Raw genomic sequence first — 18,058 nt, forward strand, 5'->3', positions numbered from 1 at the left:
TTTGCAAATTTTTTTTTATTGTGAAAATGAAGAGGAGTATTATATAATGAATTAAATTATAAAAAAACTATAATTTATAGAGGGAGGAATAAAATGAAAAAAAGGAAAAATTCTATTGTCAAAGGAATGGTGTTGGTATTGATAATGAGCATGCTATTTAGTAGTATGCTGCAAATACAGGTATGGGCTGATTGGGAAAAGGGACCTATTAATCCTGAGTATGAATCATATATTCATAAGCTGAATAGTGGAGAAGACCCTTTAAGTAGTATAAAGATAGGAGAGAGGGAATATAAATTAGGGAAAATACCTACTCCCTTCATTATTTCAAATAGTAGTTCTCAGAATCTAATGAGATTTGGAAGAATGAGCAAAGAATTTTTACCTACAAGATATGATTTAAGAGAAAAAGGAAAGCTAACTTCTGTTAAAAATCAAGGACAGTATGGTACATGCTGGGCTTTTGCAGGGATGGCATCTTTAGAATCTTATCTCCTACCATTGAAAGAATATAACTTTTCAGAAAATCATTTAGCATATGGTCATGGATATTTTAATAAAATTACCCTTGATGATGGAGGATTTCCTGCTCAAACATGGTCCTATTTTTTAAGATGGGAGGGTCCAGTAAATGAAGAAGATGACCCTTATGATGGCGTAGATCGAAGGAATATGGATATAGAAACAAAAAAACATGTGCAAAATACAAGATGGATTGTGCATGGAAAAGATTTCACAAATAATGAAGGACTAAAAAAAGCCATCCTAAAATATGGGGCAGTAGATAGTGCAGTGTATGTAGATGATGCAATGGAGTATTTACTAAATTATAATCATTATTCTTATTATTCAGGAACAAATAATGATAAAGAAAATGAAAGAAATCGAAAGGGAAATATATTGACAAATCATGAGATTACTTTAGTAGGATGGGATGATGATTATCCTAAGGAAAATTTTGTAATCACTCCACCAGGAGATGGAGCTTTTATTGTAAGAAATAGTTGGGGAAAAAATTTTGGAGATGAAGGATATTTTTATTTATCTTACTATGACATATTTGATGATATGGAAGATGATGAAAAAATCACTTTAAGTAGTATTTATATGGGGGAGTCTGTAGAAAATTATAAAAATATTTATCAATATGATCCTTTGGGATTGATTACTTTGATTGGAGATAAGGAATACGAAAAATTATATGGAGCAAATATTTTTACTGCAAAAGAAGACGAAAAAATTGAAGGGGTAGGGTTTTATGCTGTTGTAGATAATCTTTCATATAAAATATGGATATTTTCTAATGCTATTGAATCAGGTACTGCTCTAGATTTAGGAGATCCTATCAAAGAAGGGATTTTGCAAGAACAGGGTTATCATACGATTGAATTAGATGATTTGGTAGAAGTAAAGGAAGGAGAACAATTTTCGGTTATCGTAGAGTTTTCTGCACCAAGGAGTGATTTTTCATATTTAGTTCCTGTTGAAAATTTTCTATATGGTTTTAGTGAAAATGCTTCTGCAAACCCAGGAGAAAGTATGCTAGGGCTACCAAAAGAGAATACTGTATACAATGAGGTATATTGGAGTGATATAACAGATATAGATTCTACAGCAAATATTTGTATCAAAGCCTATAGCTATAAAGATACAGTACCCAAATTAGAAGCTTATTATCCAAATCAAGAGAATAACTTATTTATGGAAGAAACAGATGAGGGAATTTTTTCTTTTAGCAAAAGGATTTTTCCATCACAAGAATATGAAAATATTTATCTTTTAAATAAAGATATAAGTACTGTCACAAAAAATGTTTATGATACAGTTTATGAAATAGTCTATGGAAATGAACATAAAGATTTTATTGTAGATATGGATAAAATAATTGATAACGATCGACTAAAAATTAAACCAATAGATGGTTTTAGGTTTGGAGAAAAATATACCCTTCTTATTCCTCAAAATGCCGTAGAGGATAAGGGTGGAAAAAACTTAGAAAAAGATTATAAAAAAGAAATTTCATTGCCAACAAAAGAAGAATATCTTCTTCACCAAGCACAACAAAAGTTAAAATATAGAAATATTGTCAGTCCTATTTATGAAAATAAATTAAATTTGATTCAAGATGATGAATCTATAGGAGATAAAGGAATTAAAATCATTTGGGAAAGTAAAGATCAAAGTTTAGTAGACAATGAGGGCAATGTTTTAAAACCATTAGATCAAATAACAACAAAGGATAAAGTAAAGCTTATAGCTCGTTTTATTTTAGGAGAAAAATCAGTTGAAAAATCATTTGATGTAAAATTAAATAATTATAAGGAGATTTTTTATACCCATAAGGTAAGAGATGCATTAACATTTGATCAAATCAAAGGAGAAAATAATAGCCTATATGATATTAGAAGCAACCTAAGACTTATAAAAGACGGAAGCTTTTTAGGGGATGAATATAAAGATGTTTTGATTGAATGGACTTCAAGGAATGAAAATAGTATTACAAATGATGGGGTGGTTCATCAAGGATTAGAAGATCAGAATACATATTTGATTGCTTTAATTAGAATGAAAGGAAATATGTATGCAGATGTGACGAGTAGTTTTCCCTTAACTGTGAAAGCTTCAGAACCATCTATATCAAAGGGAGGATCTAGAGGTGGAGGAAGTAGTTCTGTAACAAATAAAAAATCTATTCAAGGATCTTTGGGAGGTAGTCTTGAAAAAAATGGTGCTACTGTAACTATACCAAAGAATGCTTTTGATGGAGAAATAGATATTACAATAGAAAAAATATCAGATATATCCAAACTACCTTTATCTAAAGAAATGAAGTTTATGAGCAATGTAGTAGAAATCAAAAAAAATAAAGAAGGGTTATTTAAAAAACCTGTTCATATCACTATAGATTATAATCTATCAAAAGTAGATTTAGAAAAATATGATTTAGGCATCTTTTGGTTGAATGAAGAAACAAAAGAATGGATTAAACTAGATGATATTCATATAGATGAAAAAAATAAAAAAGTAAGTGGAGAAATCAATCACTTTACAAAATTTGCAGTAATTGCTATTGAAAAAACAGAAAATACTTCTATTCCAATACATATAAAAGATATTGACGGACATTGGGCAGAAGAAAATGTCAAAGAATTGATACAAAAATATGGAATTACTGGTTATTCAGATCATACATTTAAGCCAGAGGATCCAATTACAAGAGCAGAGTTTACAAGTATTTTAGTAAAAGTATTGCAATTAAAAGGAAGTGGAAAAATATTTTTAGATACTAAAGATCATTGGGCAAAGGATGTTATTTCTATTGCTCAAAGGAATGAGATTGCATCTGGATATGAAGATGGAAATTTTAGACCAGATGAGTACATTACTAGAGAGCAAATGGTTGCAATGCTTGCAAAAGCCATGAAGCTTTCGCAAGGTAAAAGCACTTTAGATTTTATAGACAGTAAAGATATATCTTCATGGGCAATAGAACCTTTAAAAGTAGCAGTACAGACAGATTTAATAAAAGGATATCCAGGAAATATATTAAAGCCAAAAGGATATGCAACAAGAGCGGAGGCTGCAACTATGATTAAAAAGGGTTTAGATCTTTCTTCAACAAAAGAGATAAAAGTAGGAGAAGAATTTCAAATACAGTTAGAAGAAAATATTACAACAGGTGCTACATGGCATGTAGATATAGACAATGAAAATATGATAAAAATCATTACTAGTGAATACAAGGAAAAGGAAAACCAAGAAGGAAGAAAAGGGGCAGGAGGAATCCATACCTGGGTAGTTAAAGGATTAAAAGAAGGAAAGACAAAAATACATTTTAGATTGTATCAAGATTGGAATAAAGATACAATTTATCAAACAAGAGACTATACAATTCATGTATTATCAAAATAAGATGAAAAAATTCAATAAAAATGCTTTATTTATCATAATTTATCAAAGAAAAACCTTCTAGTAAACTAGAAGGTTTTTCTTTGATAAAATTTTGCAGCAATAAGAAGTAAGCTAGGTAGGATTACTTGAAAAACAAAAGAATAAAAAGGCCATACTTCAAAAGACCATTCATAATATTCCATAATACTATCAAATTCTAAAGAAGCCAAATTCAGTGCTATAAGACCTAAGGGTAAAACAAGAAATCTATAATCTTGGAAATTGAAAAGTTTTGACATTCCAATACATGTTGCAAGAAGGTATATAGATATTTCTATAAAACCTCCTAACATGAAATTAATGCTACCTAAAATTTCAAGTCTTTGTAGAGAGTCTCCTACAGTGACTCGTGTAATGGCTTGATAATTAGGGAAATAAGAGATAGAAGCATCTTTTATTCCTATGACTAAAAGACCAGTTAAAGAAGTTGCTAATATTACGAGTCCTCCTATTAATAAACTCTTTAAATATATTTTATGAGAAGGTTGATTGTTAAAATGAGAAAAAACCATAGGAAATACTACGATATAAGCAAAAGGAAATGAAAATAATTCAAATGCTCCCTTTAATATAGAAGAAAAAGGAGTTTGTAATATAGGATAAATATGATGAAGATCCATATCAGGAATAAGTAAAAATATTATAAGAATTGTAATAAAAATAGGAATGGGTAAAAAAAAGGAAGCCCATCTTCCTAAAACTTCTATTCCCGATTTGAGCGCAAAGATACTTAAAAAAATAAATATACCCATAGAAATGGGCATAGGGGTAGAATCTAAAGCTACAACATGAATAAATTGTCCATAATTTCTAATATTTAATGCAGTTACATCAAGTGTATACCAAGTAAATAAAAGAATAATAAATTTGCCTATCCATTTTCCCAAACAAATTTCACACATATCAAAGAGATTCTGACCAGGAAATGAAGCATGCAGGTTTCCATATAATAAAATTACAGGAATTGACATAAAAAAAGCCAATACAATAGATATCCATAAATCTTTACCCGCTTCTAAGCCCATTACAAATATAGAAGATGAACCGATTATAAATATGGTTATCATACAAAATTTTTGCTGATCCGATAAAATTTCTTTAGACAATATAAATTCCTCCAATAAGATTGTAGTAATAATAGTCTTTAACAAAATCCAAAATCTTATTATATGTTTTACGAAAAGTCAAAAATAAATTTGACGAAGAGTATTTTCTTTATTATAATGAATAGTAATTCATTATAATATGAATCTGAATTCATAAAAGGGGTGAAAAAATGCCTAAAATTATAAAAGATATAGAGGAAAATATATTTAATGGGGCTATGGAGTTGTTTGGAAGCTATGGATATAGACAAGTGGATATGAAAATGATTGCCCAAAATGCAGGGATTGCAGTAGGGACATTATATAATTATTATTCTAATAAACAAAAACTATTTATGGGTGTCTTAGAAAGAAGTTGGCAAATAACATTTGAAAAATTAGATGATATTTTACAAGAGAATATGGATATAGATGAAAAATTAGAAAAATTTATTTGTATTTTATATGATGAAATATCTAAAAGAAAAGGATTGGGAGGAGTTTTAAATAAAGAAAATGCTTTTGAAGGAGAGGATTTACAACTTGTTTTAAAGATAAAGGAAAAATTTTTTGAAAAGATGATGAAAATTCTTACAGTTTTAGAATTGAAAAGGAATAGTGTATTACCAGAAGAAATAAAAAAAAGAATAGGAATAAGTACGGCTGTTATGATTTCTACTATGATTAAAGAATATCCAAAGGAAAAGAGCACAAATGTTGAGTTTATTAAAAATTGGATTACAGCTACATTAAGAGACTAAAGGAGAGTTAGATATGACAGAAAGAGAAAAAATGATGGGAGAAGAGAAAATTTCTAGTGTATTATTAAAATTGTCTATACCAGCAATTATAGGTATGCTTGTAAATGCTATTTATAATGTAGTAGATACTGCTTTTGTAGGAATGTTAAAAAATACGAGTGCTATTGCTGCTGTTAGTGTAGCTTTTCCTATGTTTATTATGATAGGAGCCATAGGATTGATGTTTGGAATAGGAGCAGGATCTTATATATCTAGGCTTTTAGGAGAAAAGAATAAAAAATTAGCAGATCAAACAGCATCTACTACCTTTTTTACGAGTTTGATTTTTAGTATATTTTTTACTATATTTGGAGTTAAGTTTATTATTCCTATATTAAAAATGTTTGGGGCTACAGATACAATTATGGTTTTTGCCAAGGAGTATTCAAAGATTATTATGTTTGGATCTACTTTTACAATCATGAATATGACACTTAATAATACGATTCGAGCAGAAGGAAATGCAAAATATAGTATGATGGCTATTAGTATAGGAGCAGTTATAAATATTATATTAGATCCTATTTTTATGTTTGCATTTGATATGGGAATTAAAGGAGCTGCAGTAGCTACTGTTGTGGCTCAAAGTATATCTTTTATATTTTTGATGAGATATTATATACTTAAAAAAAGCTATATTCATATCTCTATAAAATATTTTTCTCCTTGTATAAAGATTTATAATGAAATTATGAAAATAGGAGTATCTACTTTTGCTAGACAAGCTTTAGGAAGCTTTTCTCTAGGGTTTATTAATCTAGCAGCAAAAGCATATGGAGATGCAGCTGTTGCAGCTATGGGAATATCTTTAAGAGTATTTTCATTAGGAATGTTTGTAATATTTGGATACAATCAAGGATTTCAGCCTGTAGTAGGTTATAATTATGGAGCTAAAAAATATGAAAGAGTCAAAGAATCTATTAAAGTATCTTTAAAATGGACCAGTATATTTTGCATTATTATTACTATAATATTTAATGTTTTTGCAAAAGAAATTATACTAGTATTTAGTAAAGATATGGATGTAGTCATGATCGGAGAAAAGACTTTAAGAGTGATGAGTATGTTATTTCCTTTGTTTGGATTTCAACAAGTTTATGCTGTGTTATTTCAAGCACTAGGAAAAGGAAAAGAAGCATTAACTTTATCTATAGCCAGACAGGGAATCTTTTTACTTCCTGCAATTTTTATTTTATCTAAATTGTTTCAATTGAATGGAGTGATTTGGAGTCAAACTGTTGCAGATTTTTTAACACTTATACTTACAAGTATATTAGCTATTAGATTGCATAAAGAAATAAAAGAAAAAAATACAAATCAAGGAGTATAGAGTAAAAAAATAAAGGAAATCCAATTTATCAGTAAAATACGGATAAAATTAAACAAAAAAGGGAGTGATTGTATTTTGATAAGAATAATAAAATTAGTGATTGTCGTTTTAGTGTGTATATTATTTGGATCTATAACTTATGCACACAGTCTGTCAAAAGGAACGGTTATCGAAAATGGAACAATTCTTTTGAAAGAACCTAAGATAAATTCTCAAGTGATAGAAAGACTTTCATTAGAAGATGAAGTATATATAGAGAACAATCATGGAAGATGGTATAAAGTTTCTACGAAAAGAGGCACTTTTGGCTGGGTTCATAGTGAATGTGTTCTTTTAGGAAAAGCAGAAAAGCCATTCATACAAAATGCTGTTGTAAATACAGAATCTATAAATATATATAAAGAAGCTAATATTGAAGCGGATATTTTAGGAAGATTAGGTTTTGCTACAAAGATTGCAATAGTGAAAAAAAAGGATGGATGGATTGAGATTTGTATGGGAGATGAAGTTTTAGGATGGGCAGTAGATGAGGATATACAAATTATTCCTCATAATAAAAAAGGAAAAATTTCAACAGATAGCCCAATTTTATCTAATCCTTCTTCAAATATGAAAAGTATAGATAAAATTGATAAAAATGAAAAATTTAATATTCTTGATTTAAAAGAAGACTATTTTGAAATTGAATACAAAGGCAAAAAAGGATGGGTTCTTGCAAAAAATGTAGGGTTGATTCATGAAGAATTTTTTCCTGAAAGCTTTGCAAAGAAAGAAATAAATATAAAAGAAGAACAAGAAAATATAACTACAACAAGAGAACAAATTATAGAGGATGCCAAATATTTAGGAAATGATTATAAAGTGATAGGTTATGATTTGTCTATACGATCTTGTGGAAAAAGTGTAGGATCAAAATATAGAGGTTATACCAAAACAGGTATTAACTTAAATGGAAAGCAATGGGGAGAAGCAATGGTAGTTGCGGTAGATTCAAAACAGATTCCTCTTGGAAGTAAGGTACTTATATTATTTGATGAAAATGATTGGAGATCCAAATACAATGGTATTTATCTTGCAGCAGATACGGGTGGTGGCATTAAAGGAAATGTAATTGATATCTACTTAGGAGATGGGGGAGACGATCAGATTCAAGCAGTAAAAGATTTTGGAACAGCTACTAATGTAATTGTATATATTCTAAATTAAGCCCTTATGGGCTTTTTTTGTATACAAAAATAATATAATGGAAAAAATAAAAATGGAGGTGCTAAATTGAAACAAACATTAACTCATAGACAAATTTCTTTTATTGTTTTTGGACTCGTAGTAGGTTATGGACTTATTAATTTACCACAAAAAGTAGCAGAGAGCGGAGGAACACAAGGATGGGTTTCTTTAGTTTTTGCCACAGTCTTTACAATGTTTTTTACTTATATTATTTTAAGTCTTAGTTTGAGTTATCCTAATCAAACAATTGATGAATATAGCAAAGTATTAATGAATTCATTTTTTTCATATATTATAGTAATTTTTTATATTATATATTTTTTTATATCATTTTGTATGATGACTAGAATTACTTGTGAAACTATTAAGTTAACTATACTTACTAATACTCCTATATGGGTAATTTCTTTGACTTTGTTAATAGTGGTTTATTATGCAGTCATACATAAAATATTTACGATAGGAAGAATTTGTGAAATTTATGGGATGATGATTATTACAGGTTCAATTTTTCTATTTTTTGCTATATTTTTAGAAGGAGAATGGATTCATCTACTTCCTTTTTTTGAAGTACAACAGTTGCCTAAATATATTTATAACTCAAAATCTATTGTTTTTTCTTTTTTAGGAATAGAAATTTTAACAATTTTACCCATACAAAAGAAAGATAATATTCATGTATATAAATATGTTTTGGGGATGATTTTATTTATAGGTTTTTTTTATATTTTAGATGTGGAAGCTTGTATAGCTGTCATGGGATCTGAAAATATTATATATTATCATGATGCATTATTGGCTACATTGAGAAGAATAGATATTAAAGAGCTTCAATTTATTAGAAGATTAGATGGGATTTTTATTATTGTATGGATTATGTCTATATTTTGTAGTGTGTTGATTGAGGTATATGCAACTGTACATTTGATCAGCAAAAAATTTAAAAACATATCTTTTTCCAAGATAGCTGTTTTTGTAAGCATTATAGGATTTTTTATATCTTTACTTCCAATGACTTTTATGCAAACAGAAGAAATATTAGATATAGTGAGTAAAATGGGAGTTTTGACTGTTGTTGTTTTTCCTACAATATTGTTTATTATTGAAAAGGTGAAAAAAAATGTTAAAAAAAGCATATGAAATTTTGATTTTAATAATATGCAGCATAGCTTTAGTTGGATGTTGGGATTATAGAGATATTGATCAAAAGTGTGTGGTAGTTTCTATAGGAGTAGATAAAGTAAAGAATATGATTGAATTTTCAGGAGAAGTAGCACAGTTTGCTTCTTCTAAAGAGAAAGGTGAAAAAGCACAAGTAGCTAATGTATACAATATGGAATCTTTGGGAAAAACCTTTGGAGAAGCGAGAAAAAATTATGATTCAAGCAATCCATTTCCACTGTTCTTAGGAGCGGCAAGAGTTGTTGTTTTTGGACAAGATTATGCGAAAGAAGGAATAGGATCTTATTTAAATAGAGTAGATAGAACTACTGATTATAGAAAGACAGTATTAGCAGTAGTAAGTAAAGAAAAGCCTTCAATTCTTTTAAATACAGATACCCAAAAAGATATAGCAGTAGGATTTTTGATAGAAAATATTATAGGTTATTTAGAGAATAAAGGAAGGAGTATATATTCTACTGTTGGAGATCTCTTATCTGATATAGAATTACAACAAGCAGGATATGTTATGCCTTATATAGGAATGAAAAAAGATAATATATCTTATTTAGGACTTGCAGTAATGAAGGATTCTAAATTAATAGATATCATAGATGAGAAAAACACACAAGGAATGTTGTATTTGTTGGTGAAAAACCTATCTTCATTTGAAGGGATAGAGGAAATAGAAAACAAAAATAACAAATATTCTTTTTTGATATCTATAAAAAAAAGAAAGATAAAAATAGACTATGAAAAAAACATACCTGTTATTTATATTGATCTTGATTTAGATGCGCAGCTTTCCTATCAATATTATAGAGAGCATCTACATAAAAAAAATATAGAAAAGTTAGAAAAAGAAATTTCTAAAAAACAAAAACAAAAAATACAACAGATCATTCAAAAAGCACAGAAAGAATACAAATGTGATATTTTTGGATTTGCTGAATATTTTAGAGCACAACACATACAAGAATATGAAAAGATGAAATGGAGAGAAATTTTTCCCAATTCGAAAGTAGTCATTCGTGTAAATACTAAAATAATTAATACAAATTTAGTAAATCAAAATGTTAAAGAAAAAGTCACAGAGGAATGAATAAGATGAATCAAAAAAAACTATGGATAGAAAAGCTACAAAAAATAGATGATAAAGTCCTTATAAAAAAGATTTCTATGGATTATGGGGATATCTTTTTAGCATATATTCCTTTATTAACAGATAGAAAAATGATTTCTGAATACATTATAAAACCTATATTAAATAAAAAAAGTGAAAAAATAGATATAGAAAAACTTCTTCATTCTATTATTTATATAGACGATGCATTTTCAGATGAAAATATAGAGAAATTAGAAGAGTATATTTTAAAAGGAAATTCTATTATCTTTTGTTCTTATTCTAAAGATTATATTGTTGCAAATACAAAAAAGACACAAAAAAGAGCAGTTAGCCCTCCAGAACTAGAAACTACACTAAGAGCTCCTAAAGATGCTTTTACAGAAAGCTTAGAGACAAATTTATCTTTGATTCGATATAGAATAAAAGATAAATCATTAAAAATGGATTCATATTGTATAGGGACAAGAACAAAGACAGATGTAGTTATGGTATATATAGAAGATATAGTAAATACAGAATATGTACAAGAAGTAAAAGAGAAATTATCAAAAGTAAAAATTGATGGAATATTAGAATCAGGATATATACAAAAGATTTTATTAAATAATACATTTGATATGTTTCCTCAAACAGGAATTGCTGAAAGATCAGATACAGTATGTGCCAATATTTTAGAAGGAAAGATTGGTATTTTTATAGAAGGAAGTAATATAGCTTTAGTAGTTCCTAAAATATTTATTGAATTTTTAGATGCAGGAGAAGATCATTATGATAATTTATATTTAGGGATTTTTTCTAAATTTTTAAGAGTATTTTCTCTCTTTGCATCTTTATTATTATCTTCTTTATATGTAGCTATAGTAAGCTTTCATACAGATATTTTACCGCCTCAGTTTATATTAGCATTAGCTACATCAAGAATAGCAGTTCCTTTCAATTCTATAGTAGAAGCTATATTAATGGAACTTATAGCAGAAATATTAAGAGAAGCAAGTATAAGACTTCCAAAACAAGTAGGACCAGCTATTGGAATTGTAGGAGCTATTGTAATTGGACAAGCTGCTGTTGCAGCAGGAGTTATAAGTCCTTTGATTGTAATTATTGTATCTCTTTCTATGTTGTGTTCTTTTGTAGCGCCAGATTATACAATTATGAGTCCTATTAGAATTTTAAAATTTATGATTATTTTTTTAACAGGTATATTAGGTTTATTTGGATTGGTGATGGGATTTACATTAATTGTGATTCATCTTAGTAGTTTGACAACTTTAGGAATTCCATATCTTTCAGGATTGGCTCCATTGAAGATAAAAGATATAAAGCATTATCTTTTAAGCGAGATTACCCTTTCTAAAAAAAGACCAAGCTTTTTAAAGACCAAGGATCAAGTTAGAAAATAAAATTTCTAAACTTTACAAAAAATAAGATAAATACTAAAATAAAAGAGAAGTTTAAATAGGCCATTTTGGCTTATTTTTTTGGAGATGATGATTTTGGCAGAATTATTTAGACATATGATGAATAATCTGGGTTATGTAATTGTTATTTCTTTTTTTATATCTAAATTGCATACATTTAGACAGATGATCCAAAAAGATAAGATCAATAAAATAGAAAAGATTTTATTGGGTTTTGTATTTGGAGGGACAGGAATTTTAGGTACATATGTAGGAATTGACGTAGCAGGTGCAATTGCTAATACAAGAAACATAGGAGTAATGGTAGGAGGTATTTTGTGTGGACCTTTTGTAGGTTTAATGGGAGCAGGATTAGCAGCGATTCATAGAATATATATTGATACAGGAGGGATTACTACACTACCATGTGCTTTAGCTACGTTGATAGGGGGATATTTATCAGGAATAATTTATAAAAAATCTAATATGAAGAATAGGTGTATGTATGGATTTATAGGTGGAGTTTTAGTAGAAAATCTTAGTATGTTTTTTATTCTTCTATTTTCAAAACCATTTGATCTTGCATTAATCATTGTAAAACAAATTTATCTGCCAATGGTTTTAATCAATGGAGTAGGAATTAGTATTATCATTATGATTACACAAAATATTTTTGAAGCAAAGGAGGAGATTATAGCAAAGCAGGCAAAGAATGCTTTAGAGATTGCTAATAAAACTCTTCCTTATTTTAGAGATATTAATAAATCAAATCTTGAGAAAGTCTGCAAAATTATAAAAGAGTCTGTAGATGTAGATGCTGTATCGATTACAGATGAAAAACATATCTTGGCTCATGTAGGCAGTGGAGAAGATCATCATATTCCTGGAAAATCTATTTTGACACAAGCTACTCAAAGAGTAATTCATAAGGATCAAATCGAAGTATTAAATAAAGCTACAGATATTAATTGTGTGGATAGAAATTGTCCACTTAGGTCTGGAATTATTGTTCCATTAAAAGAGAATGAAAACGTAATAGGAACTCTTAAATTATATTATGAAAGGGAACATGCTATTACTTTTAGAGATATTAGCCTAGCAGAAGGGTTATCTCAACTTATATCTACTCAAATTGAAATTAGTAAATTGCAAAAGCTAAAAGATATAGCAACAAAATCGGAAATCAAAGCATTACAAGCTCAAATCAATCCTCATTTTTTATTTAATGCTTTAAATACAATTGTATCTTTTATAAGAATCAACCCAGATGAAGCAAGAGAGCTTATGATTCATTTATCTACTTATTTAAGATATAATTTGGAAAAAGGAGATCAATTAGTCAGTTTACATAAAGAACTAGATCAAGTTAGAGCATATATAAAAATTGAGCAAGCTAGATATAAAGATAAATTAAATATCATATATAAGATAGAAGATATTTTAGATGTAAAGATCCCAAGTCTTACTATACAACCATTAGTTGAAAATGCTATTCGACATGGAATATTAAAAAAAGGAGAGCAGGGATCTGTAATCATTTGCATAAAGAACCAAAATGAAAAAGTAAAAATCATTATAGAAGATGATGGAGTAGGAATTTCTGATGAAATTATACAATGTATTTATAAAGGAAAGATGGAGAATGGAAAAATAGGCCTTCTTAATGTACATAATCGATTGAAACTCATTTATGGAGCAGGACTTAAGTTTAAACGTTTAAAAAAGGGAACGAGAGTATCTTTTGAGATCAATAGAAAGGGGGAAGAACTTTGAGGTGTATTATCATAGAAGATGAATATCCTTCAAGGGAGGAGTTAAAATATTTTATTAAAAATTATAGTAGTATTCAAATTATAGAAGAATTTGAAGATGGACTTAGTGCCTTGAAATTTTTGCAAAAAAATGAGATAGATGTAGTATTTGCAGATATTAATATGCCTAAGTTAGATGGTATGACTTTTAGTAAGATTATTCATAGATTTGAGAAAAATCCTAAGATCGTATTTATTACTGCATATAAAGAATATGCCATAGAGGCTTTTGAAATTTATGCTTTTGATTATATTTTAAAGCCTTATTCCAATGAAAGGATAATTCAAACTCTTAAGAAACTACAAGAACATAAAGAAGGAAATTTTAAAGAAAATTGTTTATATCATAAAGTTATTGTATGTAAAAATGAAAAAATGATTGTTCTTGATTGTACAGATATATATTATTGTGAAGCTCATGAAAGAGAAACTTTTGTATATACAAAAGAGGAAAAATATATTGCAAAAATTAATATTTCACAGTTTTTTGATAAGCTTTCTAAAGATCATTTTTTTAGAAGTCATCGTTCTTATATTATTAATCTGGATAAAATACAAGAAATTATCCCTTGGTTTCACCATACATACAATGTAAAAATGAAAGATTTAGATTGTGAAATTCCTGTAAGCAGAAATAATATAAAAATATTTAAAGAAAAGATGGGCATATGACACGAATAAAATTTCGTGTTTATTTTTTTGCATTTCATGTCATTTTTAGATCACTTCATTGCAAAAGAGATATGATTTTAGAGGGTTGAATTTATAATGAAATATAAAGAAGTAGAAACAAATATTTTTATTTAAAGGAGGGGAAACTATGATTACGTTTTTTATTTCTATTATTTTATTAATTGCAGGATATTTTATTTATGGAAATGTTGTTGAAAGAGTTTTTAAAGTAAATGATCAAAACGAAACACCAGCAATTTCTATGCAAGATGGAGTAGATTATATTCCTATGAGTTGGCCAAGAATATTTTTAATTCAATTTCTAAATATTGCAGGATTAGGACCTATTTTTGGAGCCATTGCTGGAGCATTATGGGGACCTGCTGCATTTTTATGGATTGTGTTTGGAAGTATTTTTGCAGGGGCTGTGCATGATTATTTTTCAGGAATGCTCTCTCTTCGCCATAAAGGAACAAGTGTATCAGAGATTGTAGGTATTTATCTTGGAGATGTTGCAAAATTTGTTATGAGAATTTTTAGCGTAGTATTACTAGTATTAGTAGGAGTTGTATTTGTTATGGGTCCTGCAGGACTGCTTAAGAATCTTACAGGACTCGATATGGATTTATTAATAGGCATTATTATCATTTATTATCTTTTGGCAACAGTCCTTCCAGTAGACAAACTAATTGGAAAAATCTATCCTATTTTTGGAGCATCTTTATTGATTATGGCAGTAGGAATAGGAGCAGGGATTGTTATAAAAGGATATCATATACCAGAACTGACATTTACAAATCTTCATCCAAAAGGAACTCCTATTTTTCCATTTTTATTTATTACTATTGCTTGTGGTGCTATATCAGGATTTCATGCAACCCAGTCACCCCTTATGGCAAGGTGTGTAAAAAAAGAAAGTGAAGGAAGAAAAGTGTTTTATGGAGCTATGATTTCAGAAGGAATTATTGCACTCATTTGGGCTGCTGCATCTATGGCATTCTTTGGAGGAACAGAAGGCTTGGCTCAAATTTTAGGAGATGGAGGACCAGGTGTAGTTGTAAATGAAATTTCTAGAACTCTTTTAGGCACTGTAGGAGGAATTTTAGCTGTACTTGGAGTAGTAGCCTGTCCTATCACATCAGGAGATACAGCTTTTAGAAGCGCTAGATTAGTTATTGCAGATGCTCTAAATTTAAGGCAAGATAAAAAGAGTAATAGATTTTATATAGCTATTCCGCTATTTGCAATAGGAGTTTTACTCACAAGAATAGATTTTGGTATTGTATGGAGATATTTTGCTTGGTCTAATCAAACTTTAGCTATGATTATGTTGTGGGCTTCTTCAACATATCTTGTAAAAAAAGGAAGAAATCATTGGATTTGTACAATTCCTGCTGTATTTATGACTGCTGTGACGACTAGTTATATATTACAAGCGCCAGAGGGATTTAAAATGGTAGCACAAGTTTCTAATATGATAGGTATCGTAGTAGCAATTATTTTCTTTGGATTGTTCATGAAGAAAGGGAAAAATGAAAAAGCTTCTGCATAAGGGAGCTTTTTTTTTGACAATTTTTGTATAGATACAATATAAAATGTATGGCTATTGTGATACAATATAAAAAGAAATATGATAAAATAAGAATGCAAGTCATAGGAAAGGGGACCTTACATTGAAAAAATATAATCATTTATTTGGACCTATTCCCTCAAGAAGAATGGGGTTATCTATAGGAGTTAGTCCTATTCCTCCAAAATACTGTAATTATTCTTGTGTATATTGTCAGCTTGGAAGAACTACTAAAATGAGCAATACAAAAGAGATATTTTTCGAAACAAATATAATTTTAAAAGAGTTCAAAGAGTATCTAAAAGAAAATATAAATTTTGATGTGGTGACAATAGTAGGAGAAGGAGAGCCTACTTTATATAAAAATATAAAAGAGCTTATTTTAGGACTCAAGCAATTAACTCAAAAACCTGTAGCAGTTATTACGAATGGATCTTCTCTTCATGAAGAAGAGGTAAGAAATAGTCTTTTAGATGCAGATATTGTACTTCCTTCTTTAGATGCATATGATGAAGAAAGCTTTAGAAAAATAGATCGGCCTTATAAAAAAATAAAATTTGATGAAATTTATAACGGGCTAATTGATTTTTCAAAGGTATATAAAGGTCAATTGTGGATAGAAACTATGATTATAAAAGATATGAATGATGATAAAGAATCTTTATTAAAACTAAAAGAAATTTTAACACCAATTGATTATGATAGGCTCTATATCAATACCCCAGTAAGACCACCAGCAGAAGGTTGGGTAGAGATGGCTACTGAAGAAGCCATCAAAAGAGCAGTAGATGTCTTGGGAGGAGTTTCTATTGATATGTTAGCAACAAAAGGATTTTTTAGTGAAGAAGAGGATGATTATGAAGCTGTTTTAAGTATTATTAAAAGACATCCTATGAATCAATATGAAATTGAAAGTTTTTTAGGATCAAGAAATTGCAAAAATACAAAAGAAATATTTGAAAAATTTAAAGATGATCAGAAGATATTTATCGTAAACTATAAAGGATATAATACATATAGATGTGAATAAATTAGAGAGGAGAAAAATTTATGGATAAACCCGTAAAAAGAGTAGCTGCAATTCATGACCTTTCAGGATTTGGAAGATCTTCTTTGTCTGTGATCATCCCTATTTTATCTACTATGAAAGTACAAGTATGTCCTGTTCCTACTGCTGTTTTATCTACTCATACTGGAGGTTTTGAAGGATATAGTTTTATAGATTTGACAGATACCATGCAAAGTTATATTGATCATTGGAAAAGCATAGATATTGATTTTGATTGTATATATAGTGGTTTTTTAGGTTCACCTAAACAAATTGATATTGTTTCTAAATTTATTGATTTATTTGGGAATCAAGAAAATCTAAAAGTAATAGATCCAGTAATGGGAGATAATGGAACACTATATAGCACTATGAATGAAGAAATGGTAGAGAAGATGAAAAAACTTATTGGAAAAGCAGATATTATTACTCCTAATTTTACAGAAGCGGCTTATTTATTAGATGAATCTTACGAAACAGAAATCTCTGAAGAAATAATCAAAAATTGGCTTGTAAAGTTATCTGATATGGGTCCTAAAATAGTAATTATTACAAGTGTACCAGAAAAAGAATGCAAAAATACTAGTGTAATTGCTTATGATCGAGAAGGAAAAAAATTTTGGAAGGTAAGTTGTTTATATATTCCTGCTCATTTTCCTGGAACAGGAGATACTTTTACAAGTGTATTAGTAGGAAGTCTCTTGCAAGGAGATAGTTTACCTGTTGCAATGGACAGAAGTGTACAATTTATTGTATCAGCTATTCGAGCAAGCTATGGATTTGATTATCCTCAAAGAGAAGGAATATTATTAGAAAGGGTTTTAGAAAATTTAAAGCTTCCTGTTTTTGTAAATAGCTATGAAATTCTTAAATAAAGGAA

General features: G+C 28.7%; 13 protein-coding genes. 12 read left to right on the forward strand and 1 reads right to left on the reverse strand.

Annotated elements, in window-relative coordinates:
• The first annotated feature begins 93 nt into the window (after positions 1-93).
• On the forward strand, positions 94-3,912 hold the full coding sequence (locus tag EK368_RS13945; protein ID WP_129600698.1) for a lectin like domain-containing protein: 3,819 nt from the start codon (positions 94-96) through the stop codon (positions 3,910-3,912).
• A 65-nt stretch (positions 3,913-3,977) separates the two neighbouring features.
• Here EK368_RS13945 and EK368_RS13950 read toward each other — a convergent pair whose 3' ends face one another.
• Positions 3,978-5,057 carry a GerAB/ArcD/ProY family transporter gene (locus tag EK368_RS13950; protein ID WP_129600700.1) on the reverse strand — a complete coding sequence of 360 codons (1,080 nt, stop codon included), beginning with the start codon at positions 5,055-5,057 and terminating at the stop codon, positions 3,978-3,980.
• 170 nt (positions 5,058-5,227) lie between these two features.
• On the opposite strand from EK368_RS13950, the gene EK368_RS13955 reads away from it, so the two are divergent.
• The 11 genes from EK368_RS13955 (at position 5,228) to EK368_RS14005 (ending at position 18,053) form a co-directional block, all read left to right on the forward strand.
• Positions 5,228-5,797, forward strand: coding sequence for a TetR/AcrR family transcriptional regulator (locus EK368_RS13955; RefSeq protein WP_129600702.1), 570 nt, complete (start codon positions 5,228-5,230; stop codon positions 5,795-5,797).
• A gap of 13 nt (positions 5,798-5,810) precedes the next feature.
• A complete protein-coding gene (locus tag EK368_RS13960) occupies positions 5,811-7,166 on the forward strand; it encodes an MATE family efflux transporter (RefSeq protein WP_129600704.1) in 1,356 nt (451 codons plus the stop codon).
• Positions 7,167-7,241: 75 nt separating this feature from the next.
• Positions 7,242-8,372: an SH3 domain-containing protein gene (locus tag EK368_RS13965; RefSeq protein ID WP_129600706.1), complete on the forward strand. Its 1,131-nt coding sequence runs from the start codon at positions 7,242-7,244 to the stop codon at positions 8,370-8,372.
• A 66-nt stretch (positions 8,373-8,438) separates the two neighbouring features.
• Positions 8,439-9,533, forward strand: a complete 1,095-nt coding sequence (locus EK368_RS13970; RefSeq protein ID WP_129600708.1) for a GerAB/ArcD/ProY family transporter — start codon at positions 8,439-8,441, stop codon at positions 9,531-9,533.
• The gene (locus tag EK368_RS13975; protein WP_129600710.1) at positions 9,514-10,656 is read left to right on the forward strand and encodes a Ger(x)C family spore germination protein; all 1,143 of its coding nucleotides are present in this window, start codon (positions 9,514-9,516) and stop codon (positions 10,654-10,656) included. The genes EK368_RS13970 and EK368_RS13975 overlap by 20 nt, the downstream gene beginning before the upstream one ends.
• 5 nt (positions 10,657-10,661) lie before the next feature.
• The gene (locus EK368_RS13980) at positions 10,662-12,080 is read left to right on the forward strand and encodes a spore germination protein (RefSeq protein ID WP_243109433.1); all 1,419 of its coding nucleotides are present in this window, start codon (positions 10,662-10,664) and stop codon (positions 12,078-12,080) included.
• A 93-nt stretch (positions 12,081-12,173) separates the two neighbouring features.
• Positions 12,174-13,850, forward strand: coding sequence for a sensor histidine kinase (locus tag EK368_RS13985; RefSeq protein ID WP_129600714.1), 1,677 nt, complete (start codon positions 12,174-12,176; stop codon positions 13,848-13,850).
• On the forward strand, positions 13,847-14,560 hold the full coding sequence (locus EK368_RS13990) for a LytR/AlgR family response regulator transcription factor (protein WP_129600716.1): 714 nt from the start codon (positions 13,847-13,849) through the stop codon (positions 14,558-14,560). The genes EK368_RS13985 and EK368_RS13990 overlap by 4 nt, the downstream gene beginning before the upstream one ends.
• Positions 14,561-14,708: 148 nt before the next feature.
• A complete protein-coding gene (locus EK368_RS13995) occupies positions 14,709-16,112 on the forward strand; it encodes a carbon starvation CstA family protein (RefSeq protein ID WP_129600718.1) in 1,404 nt (467 codons plus the stop codon).
• A 121-nt stretch (positions 16,113-16,233) separates the two neighbouring features.
• On the forward strand, positions 16,234-17,160 hold the full coding sequence (locus tag EK368_RS14000; protein ID WP_129600720.1) for a radical SAM protein: 927 nt from the start codon (positions 16,234-16,236) through the stop codon (positions 17,158-17,160).
• A gap of 20 nt (positions 17,161-17,180) precedes the next feature.
• On the forward strand, positions 17,181-18,053 hold the full coding sequence (locus EK368_RS14005; protein WP_129600722.1) for a pyridoxamine kinase: 873 nt from the start codon (positions 17,181-17,183) through the stop codon (positions 18,051-18,053).
• Positions 18,054-18,058: the final 5 nt, after the last annotated feature.

Source organism: Anaerophilus nitritigenes, assembly GCF_004138215.1.
GTDB classification, from domain to species: domain Bacteria; phylum Bacillota; class Clostridia; order Peptostreptococcales; family Thermotaleaceae; genus Anaerophilus; species Anaerophilus nitritogenes.

Coding starts and splice junctions, on each gene's coding strand:
- EK368_RS13945 (WP_129600698.1), top strand. CDS start 94: ATGAAAAAAAGGAAAAATTCTATTGTCAAAGGAATGGTGTTGGTATTG.
- EK368_RS13955 (WP_129600702.1), top strand. CDS start 5,228: ATGCCTAAAATTATAAAAGATATAGAGGAAAATATATTTAATGGGGCT.
- EK368_RS13960 (WP_129600704.1), top strand. CDS start 5,811: ATGACAGAAAGAGAAAAAATGATGGGAGAAGAGAAAATTTCTAGTGTA.
- EK368_RS13975 (WP_129600710.1), top strand. CDS start 9,514: ATGTTAAAAAAAGCATATGAAATTTTGATTTTAATAATATGCAGCATA.
- EK368_RS13980 (WP_243109433.1), top strand. CDS start 10,662: ATGAATCAAAAAAAACTATGGATAGAAAAGCTACAAAAAATAGATGAT.
- EK368_RS13995 (WP_129600718.1), top strand. CDS start 14,709: ATGATTACGTTTTTTATTTCTATTATTTTATTAATTGCAGGATATTTT.
- EK368_RS14005 (WP_129600722.1), top strand. CDS start 17,181: ATGGATAAACCCGTAAAAAGAGTAGCTGCAATTCATGACCTTTCAGGA.